Origin of the sequence: Pseudomonas sp. Je.1.5.c (assembly GCF_051129895.1) — a bacterium.
Classification (GTDB): domain Bacteria; phylum Pseudomonadota; class Gammaproteobacteria; order Pseudomonadales; family Pseudomonadaceae; genus Aquipseudomonas; species Aquipseudomonas urmiensis.
Genome location: NZ_JBCPSP010000061.1, coordinates 1 through 24,243 on the forward strand (window position 1 = coordinate 1; position 24,243 = coordinate 24,243).

Genomic DNA, 24,243 nt, shown 5'->3' on the forward strand with positions numbered 1-24,243 from the left:
TTGACGACCATAGAGCATTGGAACCACCTGATCCCATCCCGAACTCAGTAGTGAAACGATGCATCGCCGATGGTAGTGTGGGGTTTCCCCATGTGAGAGTAGGTCATCGTCAAGATTCATTTCGCAAGACCCCTATCTGCGCGAGCAGGTAGGGGTTTTGTCTTTTCCGGCCTGCTATATGCAGCGCCCGATACCTGGCCTTGCCAAGCCTCCTGTAGGAGCGGGCTTGCCCGCGAAGAGGCCGCAACTGCCCCGCGCTCAACCCCTCCCGCCTTTCCCCCTCAAGCAAATGCATTTTGTCCGAACAAGCACATCTCTCCTACACGATAGGTGCGACAATATTGCAGTTCGATGACGTGACTTTCTCGCACATAGTCAGCGTCAAGACTTAGATTCGGGGGCACCTTCCGCCCGCGACAGACCGAAGTCAGTACACCGTGCTGACCGTCCTGGACGTCTCCACCGTCCTACTACTTGAGGTAACAAGCAAGATGGCTAAGGCCGCCGATGTCGTTGTGCAATGCCTGGAAAACGAAGGTGTCGAGTATGTGTTCGGCATTCCTGGTGAGGAGAACCTCGACCTGCTGGAGTCCCTGCGCAAGTCGAAGATCAAGCTGGTACTGACCCGCCACGAGCAGTCTGCAGGCTTCATGGCCGCCACCTATGGCCGCCTGACCGGCAAGACCGGCGTCAGCCTGTCGACCCTCGGCCCTGGCGCGACCAACCTGGTGACCGCCAGTGCATACGCCTACCTGGGCGGTATGCCGATGATGATGATTACCGGCCAGAAGCCGATCAAGAAGTCCAAACAGGGCCGCTTCCAGATCATCGACGTGTGCGGCATGATGGCCCCCATCACCAAGTACACCCACCAGTTCGCCTCGGCCGACAACATCCCCGCGCGCATGCGTGAAGCCTTCCGTCTGGCTGAAGAAGAAAAGCCGGGTGCCGTGCACCTGGAGCTGCCGGAAGACATCGCTGCCGAGCAGACTGATGCCATGCCGATCCCGCGCAGCCTGCACCGCCGTCCGCTGGCCGAGCATGTGGCCATCGAAGCCGCCATCGAGAAACTGCGCACCGCCCGCAGCCCGATCCTGGTGATCGGTGCCGGCGCCAACCGCAAGATGACTGCCAAGGTCCTCAAGCAACTGATCGACAAGACCGGCATTCCGTTCGTCACTACCCAGTTGGGCAAGGGTGTGGTTGACGAGCGCAGCCCACGCTTCCTGGGCAATGCTGCGCTGTCGTCCGGTGACTTCGTGCACCGCGCGATCGAGGCTGCCGACCTGATCATCAACATCGGCCACGACGTGATCGAAAAACCGCCGTTCTTCATGGTCCGTGGCGGCACTGAAGTCATTCACATCAGCTTCCGCTCCGCCGAAGTCGATGCCGTGTACTTCCCGCAGGTCGAAGTGATCGGTGACATCGCCAACGCTGTCTGGCAGATCGGCGAAGGCTTGGGCGATACCTCGCACTGGGACTTCACTCGCCTTATGGCGATTCGCGAAGCCAACGAAGTGCAGATCGCCGAAGGTGCCGACGACGATCGCTTCCCGGTCTACCCGCAGCGCCTGGTCGCCGACATCCGCCGCGTGCTGCCATCGGAAGGTATCGTCGCCCTGGACAACGGCATCTACAAGATCTGGTTCGCCCGCAACTACAAGGCGCACAAGCCCAACACCGTGCTGCTCGACAACGCCCTGGCGACCATGGGAGCCGGCCTGCCATCGGCCATGGCGGCGCACTTGGTCTACCCAGATCGCCCAGTGATTTCGGTGTGCGGCGATGGCGGCTTCATGATGAACAGCCAAGAGCTGGAAACCGCAGTGCGCTTAGGGATGCACATCACCGTGGTGATCCTGCGTGACGACGGTTATGGCATGATCCGTTGGAAGCAGGCCAACATGGGCTTCACCGATTTCGGCCTGGACTATGGCAACCCGGACTTCGTCAAATACGCCGAAGCCTATGGTGCCAACGGCCACCGTGTAGAAAGCGCCGAAGGCTTCCTGCCGCTGCTCGAGCACTGCATCAAGACCCCAGGCGTGCACGTGATCGACTGCCCGGTCGACTACTCGGAGAACGACCGTATCCTCAACAGCGAGCTGCGTGAGCGCGCGCTGGCGGTCTAAACGCTGATGCTTCTATCGCAGGTCAAGCCCGCTCCCACAGAGCCAATTCAGGCCTTGTGGGAGCAGCTTGACCCGCGATGAGGCCAGCCCAGACAACACCTCTGTGCTTCACCTGATCATGTGCTAGGGTGCACCCAAACTCCTTACCCAGGACACCCAGACTCATGCTTCCCCGCCTCAATGACAAAGAACTCGCCCGCCTCGAAGACCTGCTGATCACCTACGGCAACGACTTCTCCGTGCTCAACCTGGCCGAGCTCAATGGTTTCTTTACCGCGCTTGCCAGCTCGCCAACCACCGTCACCCCGGAAAAATGGTTACCCGCCGTCAGCGGCGGCAAAGTGCCTAAGTTCAAACGTCCCGCTCATGAAGAGGCCTACACCGCACTGATGCTGCGTTACTGCAATGACGTAGCCGCCGAGCTGGCCGAGCAGTTGGAGCACTTCGAGCCGTTGTTCGAAGAGAACGAGGGCGAGGAAGGGCCGGCGATCATTCTCGAAGAGTGGTGCTTTGGCTACATGCGTGGCACCCAGGTCGCCCAGTGGGACGCACTGCCACCGGAGCAGGATGCACTGCTCAAGGCGATCTCCTTGCATGGCCTGGAAGATAACTTCGAGTTGCTCGACTCGATGAGCTTCGATGAGCTGCAAGCCTGCGTGCCGCTGGTTATCGATGCCGCGCGTGGCTTGTATCGCTACCAGAAGCAGCAGCGCCACTGACTTATTCGCGCAGCGCCATTCGCGCCCTGGCCGTGAATGGCTCGCTAATGATTATTTCGTTTGGCGAAATTATGGATTGCCCCTTGCACTGATTCTGTTGCCAGCAGATTAGGCGCAGCATGTGTTCCACAGCCTAACCCGCCTGGAGCGCAATCATGTCGACCGCCATCAAACTGTACAACTTCCCGAAATCTGGCCATGCCCATCGCATCGAGCTAATGCTCTCGCTGCTCAACCTGCCCACCGAACTGGTGTTGGTTGATCTGGCCAAGGGCGCGCACAAGCAGCCCGAGTTCCTGGCCATCAACCCGTTCGGCCAAGTGCCGGTGATTGACGACAACGGTACGGTGATCGCCGATTCCAATGCCATCCTCGTGTATCTGGCCAAGACCTACGGCCAGGGCCGCTGGCTGCCCGAGCAAGCACACGCGGCCGCCCAAGTGCAACGCTGGCTGTCAGTGGCTGCCGGGCCGGTCGCCTATGGCCCTGCAGCTGCGCGGTTGGTGACTGTTTTCGGCGCCACGTTCAATACCGAGGAAGTCATCGCACGTGCCCACACGCTGCTGACAGTGATGGACCGTGAACTGGCCAAGTCGCCATTCCTGGTCGGGGATACGCCCACCATCGCTGATATCGCCAACTACTCCTACATCGCCCACGCGCCGGAGGGCAATGTGTCGCTGGAGCCTTACGCTAACGTCCGTGCCTGGTTGGCGCGCATCGAGGCGCTGCCCGGATTCGTAGCGATGCCACGCACCGCCGTGGGCCTGCAAAGCGCAGATTGATCGCCACCCAACGCTGCGAGGTATTCCACCATGCGCGCACACCATCGAACTTCGCCCTGGCACCCCGGCGAAAAAAGCCTGCAGGAAAAGGTCGGCGTCGCCGAGCGCATGGAGCAGTTCGGGCAAAAGGTCATTCGCGACTACATGCCCGATCAGCATCGCCAGTTCTACCATCAGTTGCCGTTCATGGTGGCCGGCACGGTAGATGCCCAGGGCAGGCCTTGGGCGACCCTGCTCGAAGGCCCAGAAGGCTTCGTCACCTCACCCGAACCCCGCCAGCTGGTGATATCCGCTACACCGGCAGCTGATGATCCTGCTGCATCAGGTATTGCGGCAGGCCAAGCGATCGGCTTGCTGGGCATCGAGCTGCACACCCGGCGACGCAATCGCATCAATGGCCAGATCAGCCGGGGCGCAGCGGGACAGCTGCTGGTTGAAGTGGAGCAATCGTTCGGCAACTGCCCGCAGTACATTCAGTTGCGTGACTACCGACGAGTCGACGAACCTGCAATGCCGCGTGAGGATTCGACGATATTGGATGCTCGGGCGACTGCGATGATCGAGTCGGCCGACACCTTTTTTGTCGCAAGCTACGTCGATCACGACGACGCTCAGCGTTCGGTGGATGTCTCGCACCGCGGAGGTCGCGCAGGCTTCATCAAGGTCGAGGGCAATCGCCTAACCATCCCCGATTATGCCGGCAACCTGCATTTCAACACCCTTGGCAATTTGCTGCTCAATCCACGGGCCGGGCTGCTATTCGTCGATTTTGCCAGTGGTGATGTGCTGCAGCTTTCAGGTCGCACCGAGCTAATTCTGCAGAGCCCGGCCATAGCCGCTTTCGAAGGTGCCGAGCGGCTCTGGACGCTTGAAATCGAGCAAGTGGTGCTGCGCCCAGCTGGCGTGTCGCTGCGTTGGGCGTTCGAGGAGTATGCGCCGACCAGCCTGATGACTGGCACCTGGGCCGAGGCCGAGCAGCGCTTGAAACAGAGCAAGGTCCAACGAGAGTGGCAGGATTGGCGTGTGCTGCAGATAGCGCAAGAGAGCCGCGATATTCGCTCGTTCTATCTGCAACCACAGGACGGCTTGCCCGTTCCATTCGCCGCAGGTCAGCACATACCTGTGCGTGTTCGCCTGGGCGAGGATTCAGTGGTGCGTACCTACAGCCTGTCCAGTGCCCCCGCCGATGGCTATGTGCGTATCAGCGTCAGGGCGCAAGGCCCGGCATCGCGGCACTTGCATGAACAGGTTGCCGTGGGTGACCTGCTGCAGGTGCGCTTGCCGATGGGCAGTTTCAAGCTCGATAGCGACAGCCCGCGCCCGGTCGTGCTGATTGGCGCGGGCGTGGGGATCACCCCGCTCTGGGCAATGCTGCGCGAGCAGCTGACGCGCAATCCCAGCCGACCTATCCATCTGTTCCAAGGCGCTCGAAGCCTGGCTGAGTTGCCATTCCAGCAGGAACTGGCTGCGCTGCGACAGGCCAATAGTGCGCTGAGCGTGCACCGAGCCCTGAGCCAGCCGGAAGCGCATGCGCAACAGGGACGCGATTACGAGCTCACGGGGCGCCTGGGTATTGAGCAGATCAAGAGTCGCCTGGCCTTGGATGACTACGACTTCTATCTGTGTGGCCCCCCTGGTTTCACCCAGGATATCTACGACGGACTACGTACTGTAAACGTGCCGGATCATCGCCTGCATGCCGAGGCCTTCGGACCTTCAACGCTCAAACGCCACGGCGATGCCGCGCAGCCGCCCCTGGTGCAGCCGCCCGCAGCCAGTGTGCCAGTGCCGGTGTATTTCGCCGGTTCCGCCAAGGAGGCACGCTGGACACCTGACAGCGGCAGCTTGTTGGAACTGGCGGAGAATCGTGGTCTGTCACCGGACTTCAGTTGCCGGGGCGGTTCGTGTGGCAGCTGCAAGACCCGTTTGCTCAGTGGCCAGGTGCATTACCTGAATCCACCGGCAGAACTGCCGGAAAGCGGCTCAGTGTTGATCTGCTGCGCAGTTCCAGCCCAGCTAGAGGGGGACAGTGCTCAACCGTTGGTACTGGATCTATAGATCGCCGCACTTGTGCAAGCGTGTTGCCCCCGCGAATAATCGCCCCACGACAACCACGGGGGCGCGGCATGGATCAGATCCACCTGATGAAGGTGTTGGTGGCCGTCGGCGAGCTGGAGAGCTTTGCTGGCGCCGCCCGCCGTCTGGGCATCTCGCCCGCGGCGGTGACCCGCGCAATCAGCACGCTGGAGGAAACCCTCGGGGTCAAACTGCTGCTGCGCACCACCCGCAGTGTGCGCCTGACTGAAGCGGGCAGCCGCTATCTGGAAGACACCCGCAACATTCTCGCCAGCATCGTCGAAGCCAACGAAGCCGCCGCCGGGGTCAATGCAGCGCCCAAGGGCAATCTCTCGGTGACCGCGCCGCTATTGTTCGGCAAAGCCTTCGTCATGCCTTGCATCGTCGACTACCTGCGGGCCTACCCGCAGGTTGATGTGTCGGCGTATTTTCTCGATCGGGTGGTCAACCTGGTGGAGGAGGGCATGGACGTTGCGGTGCGCATCGGCCCGCTGCCCGACTCGGGCCTCAAGGCCTTGTACGTCGGCCAGGTGCGCCGGTTGTTGTGCGCCTCGCCGGAGTACCTCGACCGCCACGGCGTGCCGCAGCATCCGAGTGAGTTGGTGCAGCATACCGTGATCGCTGCCAGCGGCGTGTCACCGCGACTGGATTGGAAGTTCGGGCCGGCCCATGAACCGATCCAGGTTCGGCTCAAGCCGCGCCTGACCGTTACCAGCAATGACGCAGCCATCGTGGCCGCCAGCGCTGGCCTGGGGATCGCCCGGCTGCTGTCCTATCAGGTGGCGGGCGATCTGGCTGCCGGTCGTTTGCAGGTGGTGCTCGAAGCGTACGAAGAGGCGCCTTGGCCGATTCATGTGCTGCACCGGGAGAGCAAGTACGGCTCGGCCAAGGTGCGCGCCTTCATCGATAGGCTGGCGCAGCAGTTGCGGGCGCATCGGTATCTGAATTGAGTGGATGTGAATCAAGGCAGACCAATCAAGCGCTCACAAAAAAGGCTGCCCATTGGGCAGCCCTTTCCAGTTTGAGCGGGAAGATCAGTCCCAGCTCAACGCCCCACCCGTCTGATACTCGATCACGCGCGTCTCAAAGAAGTTCTTCTCCTTCTTCAAGTCCATGATCTCGCTCATCCAAGGGAACGGGTTGGTGGTCCCTGGGTATTCTTCCTTCAGACCAATCTGGGTCAGGCGACGGTTTGCGATGAACTTGAGGTAGTCCTCCATCATCGCGGCGTTCATGCCCAGTACGCCGCGTGGCATGGTGTCACGGGCGTATTCGATCTCCAGCTGAGTCCCTTGCAGGATCATCTGGGTGGCTTCTTCCTTCATCGAGGCATCCCACAGGTGCGGGTTCTCGATCTTGATCTGGTTGATCACGTCGATGCCGAAGTTCAGGTGCATCGACTCGTCACGCAGGATGTACTGGAACTGCTCGGCAACGCCGGTCATCTTGTTGCGGCGACCCATCGACAGGATCTGGGTGAAGCCGCAGTAGAAGAAGATGCCTTCCAGTACGCAGTAGTAGGCGATCAGGTTGCGCAGCAATTCTTTGTCGGTCTCTGGGGTGCCGGTGTTGAACTCCGGATCCGAGATCGCGCGGGTGTACTTCAGGCCCCAGGCGGCCTTTTTCGCCACCGATGGGATCTCGTGGTACATGTTGAAGATCTCGCCTTCATCCATGCCCAGCGACTCGATGCAGTACTGGTAGGCGTGGGTGTGGATCGCCTCTTCGAAGGCTTGGCGCAGGATGTACTGGCGGCACTCCGGGTTGGTGATCAGGCGGTACACGGCCAGCGCCAGGTTGTTGGCAACCAGCGAGTCAGCGGTGGAGAAGAAGCCCAGGTTACGCATGACGATGCGGCGCTCGTCTTCGGTCAGGCCGTCCTGGCTCTTCCACAGGGCGATGTCGGCGGTCATGTTGACCTCTTGCGGCATCCAGTGGTTGGCGCAGCCGTCGAGGTACTTCTGCCAGGCCCAGTCGTACTTGAACGGTACCAGCTGGTTGAGGTCGGCGCGGCAGTTGATCATGCGCTTCTCGTCAACCGCAACGCGGGCCGAGGAGCCTTCCAGTTCAGCCAGGCCTTCGGCGATGTCCAGGTCGTTCAGGGCAGCCTTGGCGCGCTTGACCGCCTCGGAGTCAGAAGCGGTAGCGGCACGCGCTTCCAGGGCGGCGGCGCCACCGGCGCTGTCGAGCTTGTCGAGGGTAGCGGCGGCGTTGGCCTGCGCGGGGGTGCTGCCTTTGGCGGCGACTTCGCCGTCTTCTTTATCGAATTCGTCCCAGCTCAGCATGGTCCTGGCTCCTGCTAGAGGGTTGCGCGGGGCAACCGGTTGGATTTGAGGTGATGCCTGTACTACGCAAGGCCCATAAGGCAATACGGCGGGCAGTGAGAGCTCGCTCTCGTCACATTTGAAATTGTCGGGTCAGCGCTTGGCCTGTCCTCGAACGAGGGGCCAGGACGCCTGAAAACAGTGTGGCAACGACAAAACATGCGGTCTGGCCAAGCGGGGCTTGTGTCACGCAGTCGATCATTGGCTCAACCCTTTTTTGGGGGGCGAAGTATAACGGAATTCGCAGGCGATCGGAGCGACGCTGGGCCGGTCTGCGGTAATTTTTCGACCGGTACAGGGCGATTCCGTTCACGAATAACGCGTCGTTTCACGGGGAAGGAGTGTAGCCGAAAAATCGCTAGATGTGGTGTTTGGTTATTGGATTTGGCACAAAATATTGTGTTTTAAGCGAGGAGAGAGGAGGGGCGGGAGGCTGTGCGCCTCCCGCGATCGGGGGCTAGCCGCACTTCTTGCGAAGCGTTTCGACGATGTGGGTCTTAGGGTTGTCGCGCGCTTCTTCGACCGTGGTGAAGCGGCCGGTTGCAGCATTGCGGCCAATCCTGCGAGTGATGGTTTTTTTTCGAGCCATGCTTGCCTTCCTCATTGGATGTGGGGGCCGATGCCGCCTGTGCGGTGTCGACACTCTTTTTTATCCATTGACGAAGGTTGGCAGGCAGCGGGTGATGATTCCCTGTCAGGCCCCAGTACAGACAAAAATGCCGCAAGCGGCGCTCCTCAGAGCGCCCCTTGCGGCATCAGGCCTTACTGGCAGGCTTCGCAGTCAGGCTCGTCGATCGCGCAGGCCTTCGGCACAGGTGCTGGACCTGCGGCCTGGACCGGGGCGCTGTCGCCACCGCTGGAAACGGCGTTGAGCTTGCCGGTGTTGATGGTCGACTTCTCGGTGCTGGTCGCGGCCAGGGCACGGAGGTAGTAGGTGGTCTTCAGACCACGGTACCAGGCCATGCGGTAGGTCACGTCGAGCTTCTTGCCCGAAGCGCCAGCGATGTACAGGTTCAGCGACTGGGCCTGATCGATCCACTTCTGGCGACGCGAGGCGGCATCGACGATCCACTTGGTCTCGACTTCGAACGCGGTGGCGTAGAGGTCTTTGAGCTCTTGTGGGATGCGCTCGATCTGTTGGACCGAACCATCGTAGTACTTCAGGTCGTTGATCATCACCGAGTCCCACAGGCCGCGAGCCTTGAGGTCGCGAACCAGGTACGGGTTGATCACGGTGAATTCGCCCGAGAGGTTCGATTTCACGTACAGGTTCTGGTAGGTCGGCTCGATCGACTGCGAAACGCCGGTGATGTTGGCGATGGTCGCGGTTGGCGCGATGGCCATGATGTTCGAGTTACGAATACCTTTTTGTACGCGGGCACGTACCGGCGCCCAGTCCAGGGTCTCGTTGAGGTCGACGTCGATGTACTTCTGGCCACGGGCCTCGATCAGGATCTGTTGCGAGTCCAGCGGCAGGATGCCTTTGGACCACAGCGAGCCCTGGAAGGTCTCGTAGGCGCCGCGCTCGTCGGCCAGGTCGCAAGAGGCCTGGATGGCGAAGTAGCTGACCGCTTCCATCGACTTGTCGGCGAACTCGACGGCGGCGTCGGAGCCGTAAGGGATGTGCTGCAGGTACAGTGCGTCCTGGAAGCCCATGATGCCCAGGCCGACCGGACGGTGCTTGAAGTTCGAGTTACGCGCTTGCGGCACCGAGTAGTAGTTGATGTCGATCACGTTGTCGAGCATGCGCACGGCGGTGTTCACGGTGCGTTGCAGCTTGGCGGTGTCCAGCTTGCCATCAACGATGTGGTTCGGCAGGTTGATCGAGCCCAGGTTGCAGACTGCGATCTCGTCCTTGTTGGTGTTCAGGGTGATCTCGGTGCACAGGTTCGAGCTGTGCACGACGCCCACGTGCTGCTGCGGCGAACGCAGGTTGCACGGGTCCTTGAAGGTCAGCCATGGGTGGCCGGTCTCGAACAGCATCGAGAGCATCTTGCGCCACAGGTCTTTGGCCTGGATGGTCTTGAACACCTTGATCTTGTTGTACTCGGTCAGGGCTTCGTAGTACTCGTAGCGCTCTTCGAAGGCCTTGCCGGTCAGGTCGTGCAGATCAGGTACTTCGTTCGGCGAGAACAGGGTCCACTTGCCGTCATCGAAGACACGCTTCATGAACAGGTCAGGGATCCAGTTGGCGGTGTTCATGTCGTGGGTACGACGACGGTCATCACCGGTGTTCTTGCGCAGTTCGATGAATTCTTCGATGTCCAGGTGCCAGGTTTCCAGGTAGGCACACACAGCGCCTTTGCGCTTGCCACCCTGGTTCACGGCGACGGCGGTGTCGTTGACCACTTTCAGGAACGGCACGACGCCCTGGGATTTACCGTTGGTGCCCTTGATGTAGGAGCCCAGTGCACGCACAGGGGTCCAGTCGTTGCCCAGGCCACCGGCGAATTTCGACAGCATGGCGTTGTCGTGGATCGCGTGGTAGATGCCCGACAGGTCGTCCGGCACGGTGGTCAGGTAGCAGCTCGACAGCTGTGGACGCAGGGTACCGGCGTTGAACAGGGTCGGGGTCGAAGCCATGTAGTCGAACGACGACAACAGGTTGTAGAACTCGATCGCGCGGGCTTCTTTGTCTTTCTCTTCCAGCGCCAGGCCCATTGCCACACGCATGAAGAACACCTGCGGCAGCTCGAAGCGCACGCCATCCTTGTGGATGAAGTAGCGGTCGTACAGGGTCTGCAGGCCCAGGTAGGTGAACTGCTGGTCACGCTCGTGGTTGATCGCCTTGCCCAGACGCTCCAGGTCGAAGTCGGCCAGGGCAGGGTTGAGCAGCTCGAACTCGATACCTTTGGCCACGTAGGCCGGCAGGGCCTTGGCGTACAGCTCGGCCATCTCGTGGTGAGTGGCGCTGTCGGCGACGCTGAGGAAGCCCAGGCCTTCGGCACGCAGGGTGTCCATCAGCAGGCGAGCGGTGACGAACGAGTAGTTCGGCTCACGCTCTACCAGGGTACGGGCGGTCATCACCAGGGCGGTGTTGACGTCCTTGATGGCGACGCCGTCGTACAGGTTCTTCAGGGTTTCGCGCTGGATCAGCTCGCCATCGACTTCGGCCAGGCCTTCGCAGGCTTCGCTGATGATGGTGTTCAGGCGGGCCATGTCCAGCGGCGCCTTGCTGCCGTCGGCCAGGGTGATGCGGATCGATGGGTGCGGCTCGACCACGGCATCGGTGTTGGCACGGGTAGCGCGCTCTTTGGCGCGCTGGTCGCGGTAGATCACGTAGTCGCGGGCAACTTTCTGCTCGCCGGCGCGCATCAGGGCCAGTTCGACCTGGTCCTGGATTTCTTCGATGTGGATGGTGCCGCCCGATGGCATGCGACGCTTGAAGGTGGCGGTGACCTGCTCGGTCAGGCGCGCAACGGTGTCGTGGATGCGCGACGAGGCGGCGGCAGTGCCGCCCTCAACTGCGAGGAACGCCTTGGTGATGGCCACGGTGATCTTGTCGTCGGTGTACGCGACGACAGTGCCATTGCGCTTGATCACGCGCAGTTGGCCAGGTGCGGTGGCAGCCAGATCCTGGTTCGAATCTGCGCCCTGCGGCACCTGGGCCTGCGGGTTCTCGCGAGTTGTGTCGGTTTGCATCGGTGGGTGTCTCCACAGTTTCTATATGTTCAGGCGCCTTTTGAGCGCCCACCGTTCCATCCACTAGCCTGGTGGCCCCGCGGGGATGCACACGCACGTGCATCCGCCCGCTCGGGCTTACCGACTTCGGGACAGACTCAGGAATAAGGGGCAATAGCTTGCCGCTCCCTGGCCGAAGTCAAAGGTTCTGGGCCGTGGCCCAAAAACTGTTGCTGTCGAGTGTCACCAGGCGATGCCTGCAACACCCATACCCGAACAAGACCGCTTGGACGGGCTTGCCTCGGTCGCCTCCGCAGGAGCGGTTTGGCTGCGCAAATCACACTAAGTTCAGGCCGAAAAATCGCTTGAGTTTGCGTGCCGACTTGTGTTTGTGATTTCAAGCGAAACCCAATATGTAGTGGTTCGCTGCAATGGGGATACAAGATAATGCGGTCGCGGGGGCTTTGCAAGGTGAGCGCCTGTGGATAACTTGTGCGTAGTTTGTGTGTGATTCGTGGGTATTGGCTGTAGGCCTTGTCCCATGAGGTTTTCACTTTTTTTCTACGCGTTGATGCCCCGGCAGAGTTTTTTTAGGGCGCGCACCCTATCACAAAAAACGGTTCAGTCCAGGGCGTGTTGGCGCGGGCTTGGATGAGATTTGGAAGTCCGTGGTGCGCGACGTAGTATCCGTCGGTGATATTGCCTTTTGGTGAACGGCAGGGACACTGTAGTGGCTCGCGCGCAACCGTATCTGAGCGTGGGAGCGGGCTCGCCCCGCGATGAGGCCCGCCCAGGCAACACCCTACAGCAGATAACTAGAACAACACAGAGGAAGGCCATGGACCAGTCCTGCAACCGCATCCTGATTGTCGAGGACGACCAGCGCCTCGCTGAGCTCACCGCCGAGTACCTGCAGGCCAACGGTTTCGAGGTGGCAGTGGAAGGCGATGGCGCGCGCGCAGTGCGGCGCATTCTCGACAGCCAGCCGGACCTGGTGATCCTCGACCTGATGCTGCCCGGCGAAGATGGCCTGAGCATCTGCCGCCGGGTGCGCGGCCAATACCCCGGGCCGATTCTCATGCTCACCGCCCGTAGCGACGAGCTCGATCAAGTCCAAGGCCTGGACCTGGGAGCCGACGACTATGTGTGCAAACCGGTGCGCCCCCGCTTGTTGCTGGCGCGTATCAATGCCCTGTTGCGCCGCAGCGACAGCCTGGATGGCAAGCGCCAGGAGTTGCAATTCGGTGCCCTGCGGATCGACAGCAGCCTGCGCGAGGCCTGGCTCAACGAACAACCGATCGACCTGACCGGCGCCGAATTCGACTTGCTCTGGCTGCTGGCCAGCCACGCAGGGCGTGTGCTCTCGCGCGAACAGATCTTCACCTCCCTGCGCGGCGTCGGCTACGACGGCCAGGACCGCTCCATCGATGTGCGTATTTCCAAGATTCGCCCCAAGATCGGCGATGATCCGATTCACCCGCGGCTGATCAAGACCCTGCGCAGCAAGGGCTATCTATTCGTCGCCGAGGCGGCCCAGGCCTGATGAACTCGATCTTCCTGCGTATCTATGGCGGCATGCTCGCCGTCCTGGTGCTGGTCGCGGTGCTTGGCGTGCTCAGCCTGCACCTGGTCAATCAGGTGCGCGCCGAACAGCACCGCGAGCGCCTGGCCCAGGGCACTTTCAGTTTGATGGCCGACAACCTGGCGCTGCAGAACGACGTCGAGCGCAAGCGTTCGCTGGTGATCTGGGAGCGGCTGCTCGGTGTGCCGCTGGACCTGCAACCGATGAGCGCGTTGACCCTCGACGGCGGCCAGCGAGCGCGTCTTTACCGTGACCTGGTGGTGGTGGAGAAGACTGGCCCGCATGCGGCGCGAGTATTGCGTCGGGTCGGCCGCGAAGACGTGTTGCTCGAAGCCCAGGTCCAGCAGGTCAGCGAGCAATTGGCGCGAGCCACGCTGTACCTGTTGGCCGATGAACTGGTGCGTTATCCGGTCACCGAGCAACAGCGACGCCTGGCCGAGCTGCGCCAGAGCAAGGGCTTTGGTTTTGACGTCGCCCTGCAGCGCTTGGAGCGCGTGGGCCTGGACGACGACCAGCGGCGGCGGGTGGAGGAGGGCGACACGGTGATGGCGTTGGGTAAGGATGGCGACTCGATTCGGGTGTTTGCTGGCCTGCCTGGCTCGCCCTGGGTGCTGGAGATCGGCCCGCTGTATCAGCTCAACCTCTATCCACCGCAGTTGTTGATCCTTATCGCCTTCCTTGGCCTGTGCCTGATCGGCTTGGTCGTGTACCTGCTGGTGCGCCAGTTGGAACGGCGGGTTTCGGGCCTGGAGAATGCCGCCACGCGTATTGCCCAGGGCAGTCTGGATACCCGCGTGCCAGCGGGCGATGCGGACTCGGTCGGGCGTCTGGCGGCAGCGTTCAATGGCATGGCCGAGCACCTGCAGCGTTCGCTGAGCATGCAGCGGGAGTTGGTGCGTGCCGTTTCGCATGAGCTGCGCACACCGGTGGCGCGCCTGCGTTTTGGCCTGGAGATGATCGAAACCGCCAACAGTGAACAAGCCCGGGCCAAGCATCTGGCGGGCATGGACAGCGACATTCAAGACCTCGACAAGCTGGTCGACGAGATGTTGACCTACGCTCGCCTGGAACAGGGCGCACCGGCACTGAAATTCCAGGCCGTCGACCTCGACGCCTTGCTCGACCGGGTGATCGCCGAGTTGGCGCCCCTGCGCGCCGAGGTACGCGTTAGCCGTGGCGTATGCCAGGGACTGGAAGGGGCGGGCGCCTGGGTCGAGGCGGAACCGCGCTATCTGCACCGCGCCTTGCAGAACCTGGTCGGCAACGCCATGCGCCATGCCGAGTCCGAGGTGCGCCTGAGCTATCAGATTGGCCAGCAGCGTTGCCGGATCGATGTCGAAGACGACGGCCCAGGCATTCCCGAAGGCGTCTGGGACCGCATTTTTACCCCCTTCACCCGCCTGGACGACAGCCGCACGCGTGCCTCGGGCGGCCACGGCCTGGGGCTGTCGATCGTGCGACGAATCATTTACTGGCACGGCGGGCGGGCCATGGTCGGGCGTAGCGAAGGCTTGGGCGGTGCGTGTTTCAGCCTCAGTTGGCCACGGGCACAGGCGCCGTCCTGAGGGCTAGACGCTGATCAAACTCAGCAGGTGGCCGTCCTTGATGCAGAACTGCCCGTCGATCTCGAGCCCCTGCTGCCATGCTGGCGACAAGTCAGTGAGCAGGCGAAGCCGGGCCAGGCCGTCGGCGGACCATTCGAGCACTTCGGCGTGTTCGAAGTAGAAGCGTTGTTTAGTGAGTGGGTAGAGGGTCTTGAACAGGCTCTCTTTGAGCGAGAAGGTCAACGTCACAGTCAGGCCAAACTGGCTGCGGTCCAAACGTTCGAGCTCGGCAGGCGTCAGGATCTCCTGGGCCAGGCGCTCGGCACGCTCATCGTCCAGCAGGCTTTCCTGATCCAGACCCAGGCCCTTGCAGCGGCCATCGGCGGCCACGACCGCAGCGGCCCACCCCTTGCCGTGGGTGATCGAGCCATGAATGCCGGTTGGCCAGATCGGAGAGCGGTCTTCATGGCTGCCGGGTACATAGTCGCGACCGTCCAGTTGCTGCAACGCGGCCCGCGCGCAGACGCGGCCCGCCAGGTATTCAGCCCGACGCTTGGCCACCGAACGCTGCAAGCTGGCGCTCTGTTCGATGCCTGCGCGCTGAAAGTCATCGGCGGCAAGCTTGGCGGGGTCGAAGGCACAGCTGACCAGCTGCGCACCGGGGACCGGATGGGGCAGGGGCCAGTGGTGCTGGAGTGGGGCGCAGCAGGCGGGGAGTCTGTTCATGGCCGATATTGTGCCAGCCGATGAGTCATGTGTCAGGGGCCGCTATGCCGCCGTTGGCAGGCTCAATGCACCCTGTAGGAACTGGCTTGCCTGCGATGGGCCGCCAAGCGGCCCCGGCGATAGTCAATCAAACGCAGTCTTGAAGAACGCCTGCATATCCGCCCAAGAGCTCTCGTCCGCCGCCTTGTCATAGCCGATGTCCGGCCCGCCATGCCCGCCATGGCTCAAGCGGTCAGCATCCGGATTGGTAAAGCCATGCTTGGCCCCGGCAATGCCGACGAACTTCATATCAGCCCCGGCCGCCGCCATCTCTTGTTTGAACGCCGCGACCTGCTCGGGTGTGATCATGCTGTCAGCGTCACCGTGCTCCACCAGGATCTTCGCCCTGATAACCCCAGGCTTGGCGGGTTCCTGCGTCACCAGCGCGCCATGGAAGCTCACCACGCCATCAAGCTTTACCCCACGGCGGGCGGCATCGAGCACCACTTTGCCACCGAAGCAGTAACCCACCGCGCCCAGTTGATGCTTATTAATGTTGGGCTGGATCTTCAAGAGCTCAAGACCTGCATCGAAGCGTGCGGCAGCTGCCTTGGGATCCTTCAGGGCGGCGGCCATGAACGCCTTGGCGTCAGCCGGGTGTTCGGTGTTCTTGCCATCGCCGTACATATCGATCGCCAACGCGTTGTAGCCCAGCCCAGCAAGGTCGCGGGCACGGCGCTTGGCGTAGTCGTTCAGCCCCCACCATTCATGCACCACGACGATGCCGGGGCGCTTGCCCTCGATGGCGTCATCGTAGGCGTAGTAACCCACCAGACGGTTGCCGTCGGCGTCCTGGTAAGCGATCTCGCGGGTTTGCACGGCCGCTTGGGTAACAGCGGCGCTGCACATCAGGGTCAGGGCAAGCAGAAAACGCATGGTCGTAGCTCCTTTGGACATGGCGTTTCGACAATCGGTGCGACTCGTTCAGCGAAGGTTCAGCCTGGGTTCAGCAGCGGTTCAGGGCGTCCTGCTTACTCTAGCTTCCAGACAGAAACAGCGCATCCAACTGGAGTACGAAGCTATGAAAACACTCAATACCCTGATCGCTGCCATGGCCGTTTGCGCCGCAGGCTTCACCGTCAGCGCCCAGGCCGACGACACCTTCGCCAGCCTCACCTACGGCCAGACCAGCGACAAGATCCGCAAGTCCGGCCTGCTCGACCGCAACACCGACCATCTCAACGCCGATGGCATCATCAGCAAGGACGGCACCTGGGGCGTGCGGGTCGGTAAGATCAACGACCAAGGTCGCTACTACCTGACCTACGACAATGTGTCCAACGACCATAGCGGCCTCAAGCTGCGCCAAGAAAACCTGCTCGGCAGCTACGACCTGTTCCTGCCCGTGACTGATACCACCAAACTGTTCGGCGGCGGTAGCCTGGGCATGACCAAGCTGTCCCAGGAGTCCTCCGGCTACGGTCGCGATACCGACTATGGCTACGCTGTCGGCCTGCAGGCCGGTGTGATCCAGGACATCACCGACAACGCCTCGGTCGAGCTGGGCTACCGTTACCTGCGCAGCAACGCCAGCACCGAGCTGGTCGAACATGGCGGTCCAAAGGTCGGCACCCTGCGCCTGACCAGCAGCGCCCAGACCTACCTGTCGGCCAACTACAAGTTCTGAGGTGATGGCTAAGCCGGACCGGCCCGCTGAAGGGGCCGGTTCGCTGTTATGCTTTTCGTCAGTTCAGGCTTCATCGCGGGGCAAGCCCGCTCAGGTATCGACGCACATCGTTGCGCTAGGAGCGGGCTCGTCCCGCGATGAGGCCAGTAAATAGAGGAAGGAGAGCTGCATGAAACTGCTGGTGGTCGAGGACGAGGCGCTGCTGCGTCACCACCTGTTCACGCGCCTGAGCGAAACGGGCCATGTGGTCCAGGCGGTCGCCAACGCCGAGGAAGCCCTGTATCAGGTCGAGGAGTACCACTTCGACTTGGCAGTGGTCGACCTGGGCTTGCCCGGCATGAGTGGGCTGGACCTGATCCGCCAGTTGCGCAACCAGGGCAAGAGCTTCCCGATCCTCATCCTTACCGCGCGCGGCAACTGGCAGGACAAAGTCGAGGGGCTGGCCGCCGGGGCCGACGACTACGTGGTCAAGCCCTTCCAGTTCGAAGAGCTGGAGGCCCGCCTCAATGCCCTGCTGCGCCGCTCCAGTGGTTTCACCCAGTCGACCATTGCCGCCGGCCCGCTGGTGCTCGACCTCAACCGCAAGCAGGCGACCCTGGACGAGCAGCCGCTGGCGCTGACCGCCTACGAATACCGCATCCTGGAATACCTCATGCGTCATCACCAGCAGGTGGTCGCCAAGGATCGCTTGATGGAGCAGCTCTATCCCGATGACGAGGAGCGTGATCCGAATGTCATCGAAGTGCTGGTTGGCCGTCTGCGCCGCAAGCTCGAAGGTGAGCATGGCTTCAAGCCGATCGACACCGTGCGCGGCCTGGGTTACCTGTTCACCGAGCGCTGCCGATGATTCGCTCGCTGCGCGTGCGCCTGATGCTGGCGGCGGCGCTGCTTGCCTTGCTGTTTATGTTGGCGCTGCTGCCGGCCCTGCAAAAAGCCTTCAGCATGGCGCTGCAAGAGTCGATCGAGCAGCGCCTGGCCTCCGACGTCACCACGCTGATTTCCGCAGCGCGCATCGAGCATGGCCAATTGCAGATGCCCGAGCTGCTGCCGGATGAGCGCTACAACCTGCCTTATACCGGCCTGATGGGCTACATCTTCGATCGCCAGGGCAATCAAGTTTGGCGCTCGCGGGCCACCACCGACCGCAATATCAATTATCACCCCCGCTACGATGGGCGCGGCAACGAGTTCGCGCGCATCCGCCAGGACGACGGTGAGGAGTTCTTCGTCTATGACGTCGAGGTCAAGCTGCTCGGCGGCAAGAACGCGGCCTACAGTATCGTCGCCCTGCAGCCGGTGCGTGAGTACCAAGACACCATCAATGGCCTGCGTGAGAAACTCTATCTGGGCTTTGGCGCAGCCTTGCTGGCGCTGATGGTGCTGCTCTGGGCCGGCCTGACCTGGGGGCTGCGCTCGTTGCGCAGGCTCAGCCTTGAGCTCGACGAAGTGGAAACCGGCGCCCGCGACGGCCTGAGTCGCGAGCACCCACGTGAGCTGCTGCGCCTGACGGGCTCGCTCAACCGTCTGCTACACAGCGAGCGCGAGCAGCGCCAGCGCTACCGCGATTCGCTCGATGACCTGGCGCACAGCCTGAAAACGCCGCTGGCAGTGCTGCAAGGGGTAGGCGAAAGCATGGGCCAGGGCAGTGGCGAGCGTGAGCAGGCGCGGGTGCTGCAGAGCCAGATCGAGCGCATGAGCCAGCAGATCGACTATCAATTGCAGCGCGCCAGCTTGCGCAAGAGCGGCCTGGTGCGCCACCGGGTGCAGCTCAAACCGCTGCTCGACAGCCTGTGCAGCACATTGGCCAAGGTCTATCGCGACAAGCGCGTGGCCATCGACGTGGATGTCCCAGAGCACGCCCAAGTGCCGATGGAACAGGGCGCTTTGCTCGAGTTGCTTGGCAACCTGTTGGAGAATGCCTATCGGCTATGCCTGGGGCAGGTGCGGGTGAGCCTGCAGGAAACGCCCGGCCACCTGGTGTTGTGCGTCGAGGATGATGGGCCAGGGGTGCCGGCGGATCAGCGCGAGCGGATTCTGCAGCGCGGTGAGCGGTTGGATCGCCAGCATCCGGGGCAGGGCATCGGCCTGGCGGTGGTCAAGGACATCATCGACAGCTATGACGCGCACCTAAGCCTGGATGATTCGCCACTGGGCGGCGCGGCGTTCCGGATCATCTTCAACCTCGATTAAGTGCTTCGTCAGTACCGACCTCATCGCGGGGCAAACCCGCTCCTACAAGGTCACCGCTAATCTTGTAGGAGCGGGCTCGTCCCGCGATGAGGCCAGCAGGGCACACTCCGGGCGGATTCCCGCCATCGACCCTGTTCAATTCCCGCCACCGGGCGGAAATCCGCCAGCGATTCCCCCCGCCATTGCCCCCTCATTGGGCAAGCAAACCCTTCAAATCCGGCTCCTGCACCCAATCCGGGCATTTTGGCATCGCCCTTGCTATTGACTTGGCAGAGACCTGCCCAGGCGGCTCGAACACAACGACAAATCCCTCCAGGTGCAGGAGGGTTAGCGATTCAGGTGCCCCCGCCCTGGGAAGGGTGGAAACCGGCACACTTGAGGAAAATTAGCCATGACGACACGTCAGCCGCTGTACAAATCCCTGTATATCCAGGTGTTGGTTGCCATCACCATCGGTATTCTGCTCGGTCACTACTACCCTGAAACCGGCGTCGCGCTCAAACCCCTGGGTGACGGGTTCGTCAAACTGATCAAAATGGTCATCGCCCCGATCATCTTCTGTACCGTGGTCAGCGGCATCGCTGGCATGCAGAGCATGAAATCGGTCGGCAAGACCGGCGGCTACGCGCTCCTGTACTTCGAAATCGTCTCCACCATCGCCCTGATCATCGGCCTGGTCGTGGTCAACGTGGTCAAGCCAGGCGCTGGCATGCACATTGACGTCAGCACCCTGAACGCCAGCAGCGTGGCCGCCTACGCCGCCGCCGGCGCGCAGCAGACCACCGTCGGCTTCCTGCTCAACATCATCCCTAACACTGTGGTCGGTGCCTTCGCCAACGGCGACATCCTGCAAGTGCTGATGTTCTCGGTGATCTTCGGCTTCGCCCTGCACCGCCTGGGTAGCTACGGCAAGCCGGTGCTGGACCTGATCGACCGCTTCGCCCATGTCATGTTCAACATCATCAACATGATCATGAAGCTGGCCCCGATCGGTGCCTTCGGTGCCATGGCCTTCACCATCGGCCAATACGGCGTCGGTTCGCTGGTGCAGCTGGGCTACCTGATGGCCTGCTTCTACGTCACCTGCCTGGCGTTCATCCTGATCGTGCTCGGCGGTATCTGCCGCGCCCACGGCTTCAGCGTGCTCAAGCTGATCCGCTACATCCGTGAAGAGCTGATGATCGTGCTGGGTACCTCTTCCTCGGAGTCTGCCCTGCCGCGCATGCTGGCCAAGATGGAGCGTCTGGGTGCGAAGAAATCCGTGGTTGGCCTGGTCATCCCGACTGGCTACTCGTTCAACCTCGACGGTACCTCGATCTACCTGACCATGGCTGCGGTGTTCATCGCCCAGGCCACTGACACCACCATGGACATCACCCACCAGATCACCCTGCTGCTGGTGCTGCTGGTCGCGTCCAAAGGTGCTGCTGGCGTTACCGGTTCGGGCTTTATCGTCCTGGCTGCGACCCTGTCGGCTGTCGGCCATCTGCCGGTTGCCGGCCTGGCGCTGATCCTCGGCATCGACCGCTTCATGTCCGAGGCGCGTGCGCTGACCAACCTGATTGGTAACGGCGTGGCTACCATCGTCGTGGCCAAGTGGGTCAAGGAGCTGGACGAAGACAAGCTGCAAGCCGAACTGGCTTCCGGTGGTTCGCCGCTGGAAGACACCCGTCCGACTGACGACCTGGGCGTGGCTGAAGGCCCAGCTCGCTGATTCAGGCGTAAGCACAAAGGCGACCTTCGGGTCGCCTTTTTTATCGCTGGGATTTGTGATGCAGCGTCGGTCTCATCGCGGGGCAAGCCCGCTCCCACGCAGCACGAGCGGCACAAGATGCTGCGTGGGAGCGGGCTTGCCCCGCGATAACGGTGGTCTATTCGACGCGCGTCTGGCCGCTGTACACCAGAATCTGCCGGCAGCGCCGACACAGATAACGCCGGCCCTGGCGCACCAGCTTGTGGCGCTGCGCACTGAACGGAAAATCACTCTGCGGGCAAGGGCACTGATAGATGTAGCGAGTAGCCGTGCGCCGCTTCACTTCATAGTTATGGCAGCGATTGGGCGGCAGCTCGTATACCCCACGCATGATCAGCTGCCACTCCTCGCCATGCGGCTGGATGCTGTCGCCAAACAGCTGATGCGCCACTAGGTGGGCCACTTCATGGGCCACGGTCTGGCGCAGGAAGTCTTCCTGGTTGTCGCGATACAGCTGCAGGTTGAAGCGCAGCAGGTTCTCATGCAGGTGGGCAACCCCGGCTTTCTGGCCGCGCAGCTTGAAGCTGACCTGCGGGCGGGCAAAGGGGCGCTTGAAGAAGGCTTCGGCTTGCTGATAGCAGGTTTCGACGCGGGATTCGAGCAACTCGGGCATGGCGGTGAATAGTCTCCTGAGCCGGGCATTATGCCGTAACCACCTTTGGCCTGCCGAGCCACCGGTCAGCAGGCAGCCAAAGGCCGCCTTGCGGCGGCCCGTGACTTGATGCCCCAGTGTTGGTTTGGATCTAGTTGGTATACACAGGCCCCACGCCCAAGCCCCAGATGATCACGGTGGCGGCCATGATTGCCACCAACACCACCAGGCCCACTGCCAGCACCGAGCTGGAGAACAGGAAGCCTTCATCTGACGGGATGTTCATGAACGTCGGCAAGCCCACATACAACAGGTAAACCGTGTAGCAAATGGCCGCTGTGCCGACCAGCATGCCCAGCCATAGGTGTGGGTAGAGCGCCGCCAGGCCGCCGATGAACAGCGGGGTGGCGGTGTAGGTGGCAAAGGCGATGCATTGGGCCATGGACGGCGTGGCATCGTAGGTGCGCGCCATCCAGTGAATGAAGGCGCCCATCACCGCCACCCCGGCTAGCATGGCCAGGTAGGACATCACGCTCATCCACAGCGCGCTTTCCATGGTCAGCATCACTGCCGGTCGATTACCGATCACCCAGCCCACCTGGGTAGTGCCGATAAATGCCGAGACCGCGGGGATCGCCGCCAGTATCAGCGTGTGGGTCAGGTACATGTGGCTGATGGTTTCGTCCTCGCCACGAATCTCCTTCCACTCCTGATCGGGATGGGTAAACAGCCCCAGAACGTGATGGATCATGCGGGTCACTCCTATCGTCGTTGCCAAACGCCCCCCAAGTGGAGCGCTTGCGGCCCGAGGCCAGGCACCGATGCATGCGGTAATGTGGCCTTATGTCGCAGTATAGGAAGCAGATCCCCGCTTAATACCTGCTTTTTAGAGCAAATTGCGCTGTTAAACGGCTTGCTGATTCCCTTGCAGTCTTTGATCGGAATACGGCCGTTAATTGTGCCCAGGCCCTACGCCCACGTGCGGTTTGTGCGTAAAATAGCCGGCTTTTGTCACACCTCGCGGATTCAAGCGCTATGGGCACCCTCTCGGTCAACCAGAACAAACTGCAAAAACGCCTGCGTCGTCTCGCTGGCGAAGCCATCACCGACTACAACATGATCGAGGATGGCGACAAGGTCATGGTCTGCCTGTCTGGCGGCAAGGACAGCTACACCATGCTCGATGTTCTGCTGCACCTGCAGAAGGTGGCGCCGATCAAGTTCGAGATCGTCGCGGTGAACATGGACCAGAAGCAGCCAGGCTTCCCCGAGCATGTGTTGCCGGCCTACCTCAAGGAACTGGGGGTCGAGTACCACATCGTCGAGAAGGACACCTACTCGGTGGTCAAGGAGCTGGTGCCCGAGGGCAAGACGACCTGCTCGCTGTGCTCGCGCCTGCGCCGTGGCACCTTGTACACCTTCGCCGACGAGATCGGCGCGACCAAGATGGCCCTCGGTCACCACCGCGATGACATCGTCGAAACCTTCTTCCTCAACATGTTCTTCAACGGCGCGCTCAAGGGCATGCCGCCCAAGCTGCGTGCCGATGACGGCCGTAACGTGGTGATCCGCCCGCTGGCCTACTGCCATGAGAAGGACATCCAGGCCTACTCGGACATGAAAGAGTTCCCGATCATCCCGTGCAACCTCTGCGGCTCGCAGGAAAACCTGCAGCGCCAGGTGGTCAAGGAGATGCTGGTGGAGTGGGAGCGCAAGCACCCGGGGCGTACCGAGAGCATCTTCCGCGCCATGCAGAACGTTGCCCCGTCGCAGTTGGCCGACCGCAACCTGTTCGACTTCAACAGCCTGAAGATCGACGAAAACGCCGCGCCGCGCTTCCTTGACGTGCTGAACATCTGAGCCCATGCGCGATTATCAGTGGCTGCATGAGTACTGCCTGAACCGCTTCGGCTCGGCCAAGGCCCTCGAAGCCTTCCTGCCGCGGCCGAAAACCCCGGCGCAGTTACGCGATATCGGTGATGACCGCTACCTATCGACCCTGTCGCTGCGGGTGTTTCGCGCGGGCCTCAAGCACAGCCTGGTGGACGCCAAGTGGCCGGCCTTCGAGCAGGTGTTCTTCGGTTTCGATCCTGAGAAAGTGGTGCTGATGGGCGCCGAGCATCTGGAGCGGCTGATGCAGGATGAGCGGATCATCCGCCACCTGGGCAAGCTCAAGAGCGTGCCGCGCAATGCCCAGATGATTCTGGATATCGAGCAGCAAAAGGGCAGTTTCGGTGCGTTCATTGCCGACTGGCCGGTGACCGATATCGTGGGCTTGTGGAAGTACCTGGCCAAGCATGGCAACCAGCTCGGTGGACTGTCGGCGCCGCGCTTCTTGCGCATGGTCGGCAAGGACACCTTCATTCCAACCGATGACATGGCGGCGGCGTTGATTGCCCAGGGGATCATCGACAAGGCGCCGACCAGCCAGCGCGATCGGGCGTTGGTGCAGGAGCTGTTCAATCAGTGGCATGCCGAGAGTGGCCGGCCGCTGTGTCAGCTCTCGGTGATGCTGGCGCACACAGTCAAC

19 protein-coding genes, 1 rRNA gene and 1 pseudogene are annotated in these 24,243 nt (G+C 61.8%); 14 read left to right on the top strand and 7 right to left on the bottom strand.

Going from position 1 to position 24,243, the window contains the following annotated elements; translation table 11 throughout:
• The 6 genes from rrf to AAZU54_RS25630 all read left to right on the top strand — a co-directional run bounded on the left by rrf (position 1) and on the right by AAZU54_RS25630 (position 6,665).
• Positions 1-115: ribosomal RNA gene (gene rrf / locus AAZU54_RS25605) — 5S ribosomal RNA — on the top strand.
• A gap of 376 nt (positions 116-491) precedes the next feature.
• Positions 492-2,135, top strand: coding sequence for an acetolactate synthase large subunit (locus AAZU54_RS25610; protein ID WP_186554616.1), 1,644 nt, complete (start codon positions 492-494; stop codon positions 2,133-2,135).
• Positions 2,136-2,299: 164 nt separating this feature from the next.
• A complete protein-coding gene (locus AAZU54_RS25615) occupies positions 2,300-2,854 on the top strand; it encodes a UPF0149 family protein (RefSeq protein WP_186554617.1) in 555 nt (184 codons plus the stop codon).
• A 155-nt stretch (positions 2,855-3,009) separates the two neighbouring features.
• Positions 3,010-3,639, top strand: a complete 630-nt coding sequence (locus AAZU54_RS25620; RefSeq protein WP_186554618.1) for a glutathione S-transferase family protein — start codon at positions 3,010-3,012, stop codon at positions 3,637-3,639.
• 30 nt (positions 3,640-3,669) lie between these two features.
• Entirely contained in the window at positions 3,670-5,697 is a 2,028-nt protein-coding gene (locus tag AAZU54_RS25625) for a pyridoxamine 5'-phosphate oxidase family protein (RefSeq protein WP_434727828.1), read from the top strand.
• Between the two features lie 68 nt (positions 5,698-5,765).
• Positions 5,766-6,665: a LysR family transcriptional regulator gene (locus AAZU54_RS25630; protein ID WP_186554620.1), complete on the top strand. Its 900-nt coding sequence runs from the start codon at positions 5,766-5,768 to the stop codon at positions 6,663-6,665.
• An 84-nt stretch (positions 6,666-6,749) separates the two neighbouring features.
• On the opposite strand, the gene AAZU54_RS25635 is transcribed toward AAZU54_RS25630, so the two are convergent.
• The 3 genes from AAZU54_RS25635 to AAZU54_RS25645 all read right to left on the bottom strand — a co-directional run bounded on the left by AAZU54_RS25635 (position 6,750) and on the right by AAZU54_RS25645 (position 11,681).
• The gene (locus tag AAZU54_RS25635; protein ID WP_186554621.1) at positions 6,750-8,000 is read right to left on the bottom strand and encodes a ribonucleotide-diphosphate reductase subunit beta; all 1,251 of its coding nucleotides are present in this window, start codon (positions 7,998-8,000) and stop codon (positions 6,750-6,752) included.
• Positions 8,001-8,496: 496 nt separating this feature from the next.
• Entirely contained in the window at positions 8,497-8,628 is a 132-nt protein-coding gene (locus tag AAZU54_RS25640) for a hypothetical protein (RefSeq protein ID WP_264082861.1), read from the bottom strand.
• 173 nt (positions 8,629-8,801) lie between these two features.
• Positions 8,802-11,681, bottom strand: coding sequence for a ribonucleoside-diphosphate reductase subunit alpha (locus AAZU54_RS25645; protein WP_186554622.1), 2,880 nt, complete (start codon positions 11,679-11,681; stop codon positions 8,802-8,804).
• Positions 11,682-12,498: 817 nt separating this feature from the next.
• Here AAZU54_RS25645 and AAZU54_RS25650 point away from each other — a divergent pair.
• Together AAZU54_RS25650 and AAZU54_RS25655 are read left to right on the top strand one after the other, a co-directional pair.
• The gene (locus tag AAZU54_RS25650; protein WP_186554623.1) at positions 12,499-13,203 is read left to right on the top strand and encodes a response regulator transcription factor; all 705 of its coding nucleotides are present in this window, start codon (positions 12,499-12,501) and stop codon (positions 13,201-13,203) included.
• The gene (locus AAZU54_RS25655) at positions 13,200-14,807 is read left to right on the top strand and encodes an ATP-binding protein (RefSeq protein ID WP_186554811.1); all 1,608 of its coding nucleotides are present in this window, start codon (positions 13,200-13,202) and stop codon (positions 14,805-14,807) included. The genes AAZU54_RS25650 and AAZU54_RS25655 overlap by 4 nt, the downstream gene beginning before the upstream one ends.
• Before the next feature lie 3 nt (positions 14,808-14,810).
• Here AAZU54_RS25655 and AAZU54_RS25660 read toward each other — a convergent pair whose 3' ends face one another.
• The gene (locus tag AAZU54_RS25660) at positions 14,811-15,512 is read right to left on the bottom strand and encodes a 4'-phosphopantetheinyl transferase family protein (protein ID WP_186554624.1); all 702 of its coding nucleotides are present in this window, start codon (positions 15,510-15,512) and stop codon (positions 14,811-14,813) included.
• A gap of 123 nt (positions 15,513-15,635) precedes the next feature.
• The gene (locus tag AAZU54_RS25665) at positions 15,636-16,427 is read right to left on the bottom strand and encodes a dienelactone hydrolase family protein (protein WP_186554625.1); all 792 of its coding nucleotides are present in this window, start codon (positions 16,425-16,427) and stop codon (positions 15,636-15,638) included.
• 145 nt (positions 16,428-16,572) lie between these two features.
• Between AAZU54_RS25665 and AAZU54_RS25670 the strand changes: the two genes are divergently transcribed.
• The 4 genes from AAZU54_RS25670 (at position 16,573) to AAZU54_RS25685 (ending at position 21,082) form a co-directional block, all read left to right on the top strand.
• Entirely contained in the window at positions 16,573-17,178 is a 606-nt protein-coding gene (locus AAZU54_RS25670; protein WP_186554626.1) for an outer membrane protein, read from the top strand.
• A 169-nt stretch (positions 17,179-17,347) separates the two neighbouring features.
• Complete coding sequence (locus tag AAZU54_RS25675) at positions 17,348-18,025, top strand: response regulator (protein WP_186554627.1); 678 nt, start codon at positions 17,348-17,350, stop codon at positions 18,023-18,025.
• Entirely contained in the window at positions 18,022-19,368 is a 1,347-nt protein-coding gene (locus tag AAZU54_RS25680) for an ATP-binding protein (protein WP_186554628.1), read from the top strand. The genes AAZU54_RS25675 and AAZU54_RS25680 overlap by 4 nt, the downstream gene beginning before the upstream one ends.
• Positions 19,369-19,759: 391 nt before the next feature.
• Positions 19,760-21,082 (top strand): dicarboxylate/amino acid:cation symporter, encoded by a 1,323-nt coding sequence (locus AAZU54_RS25685; RefSeq protein WP_186554629.1) that lies wholly within the window; start codon positions 19,760-19,762, stop codon positions 21,080-21,082.
• A 157-nt stretch (positions 21,083-21,239) separates the two neighbouring features.
• Here AAZU54_RS25685 and AAZU54_RS25690 read toward each other — a convergent pair.
• Together AAZU54_RS25690 and AAZU54_RS25695 are read right to left on the bottom strand one after the other, a co-directional pair.
• Positions 21,240-21,737 (bottom strand): annotated as a pseudogene (locus AAZU54_RS25690) (SprT family zinc-dependent metalloprotease); the annotation flags it as partial.
• A 127-nt stretch (positions 21,738-21,864) separates the two neighbouring features.
• Positions 21,865-22,464: a Yip1 family protein gene (locus AAZU54_RS25695; protein ID WP_186554631.1), complete on the bottom strand. Its 600-nt coding sequence runs from the start codon at positions 22,462-22,464 to the stop codon at positions 21,865-21,867.
• A gap of 284 nt (positions 22,465-22,748) precedes the next feature.
• Between AAZU54_RS25695 and ttcA the strand changes: the two genes are divergently transcribed.
• On the top strand, positions 22,749-23,573 hold the full coding sequence (gene ttcA, locus AAZU54_RS25700) for a tRNA 2-thiocytidine(32) synthetase TtcA (protein ID WP_186554632.1): 825 nt from the start codon (positions 22,749-22,751) through the stop codon (positions 23,571-23,573).
• Between the two features lie 4 nt (positions 23,574-23,577).
• Positions 23,578-24,243, top strand: a 666-nt coding sequence (locus AAZU54_RS25705) for a DNA-3-methyladenine glycosylase I (protein WP_434727829.1), incomplete at its 3' end; no start/stop codon positions are given.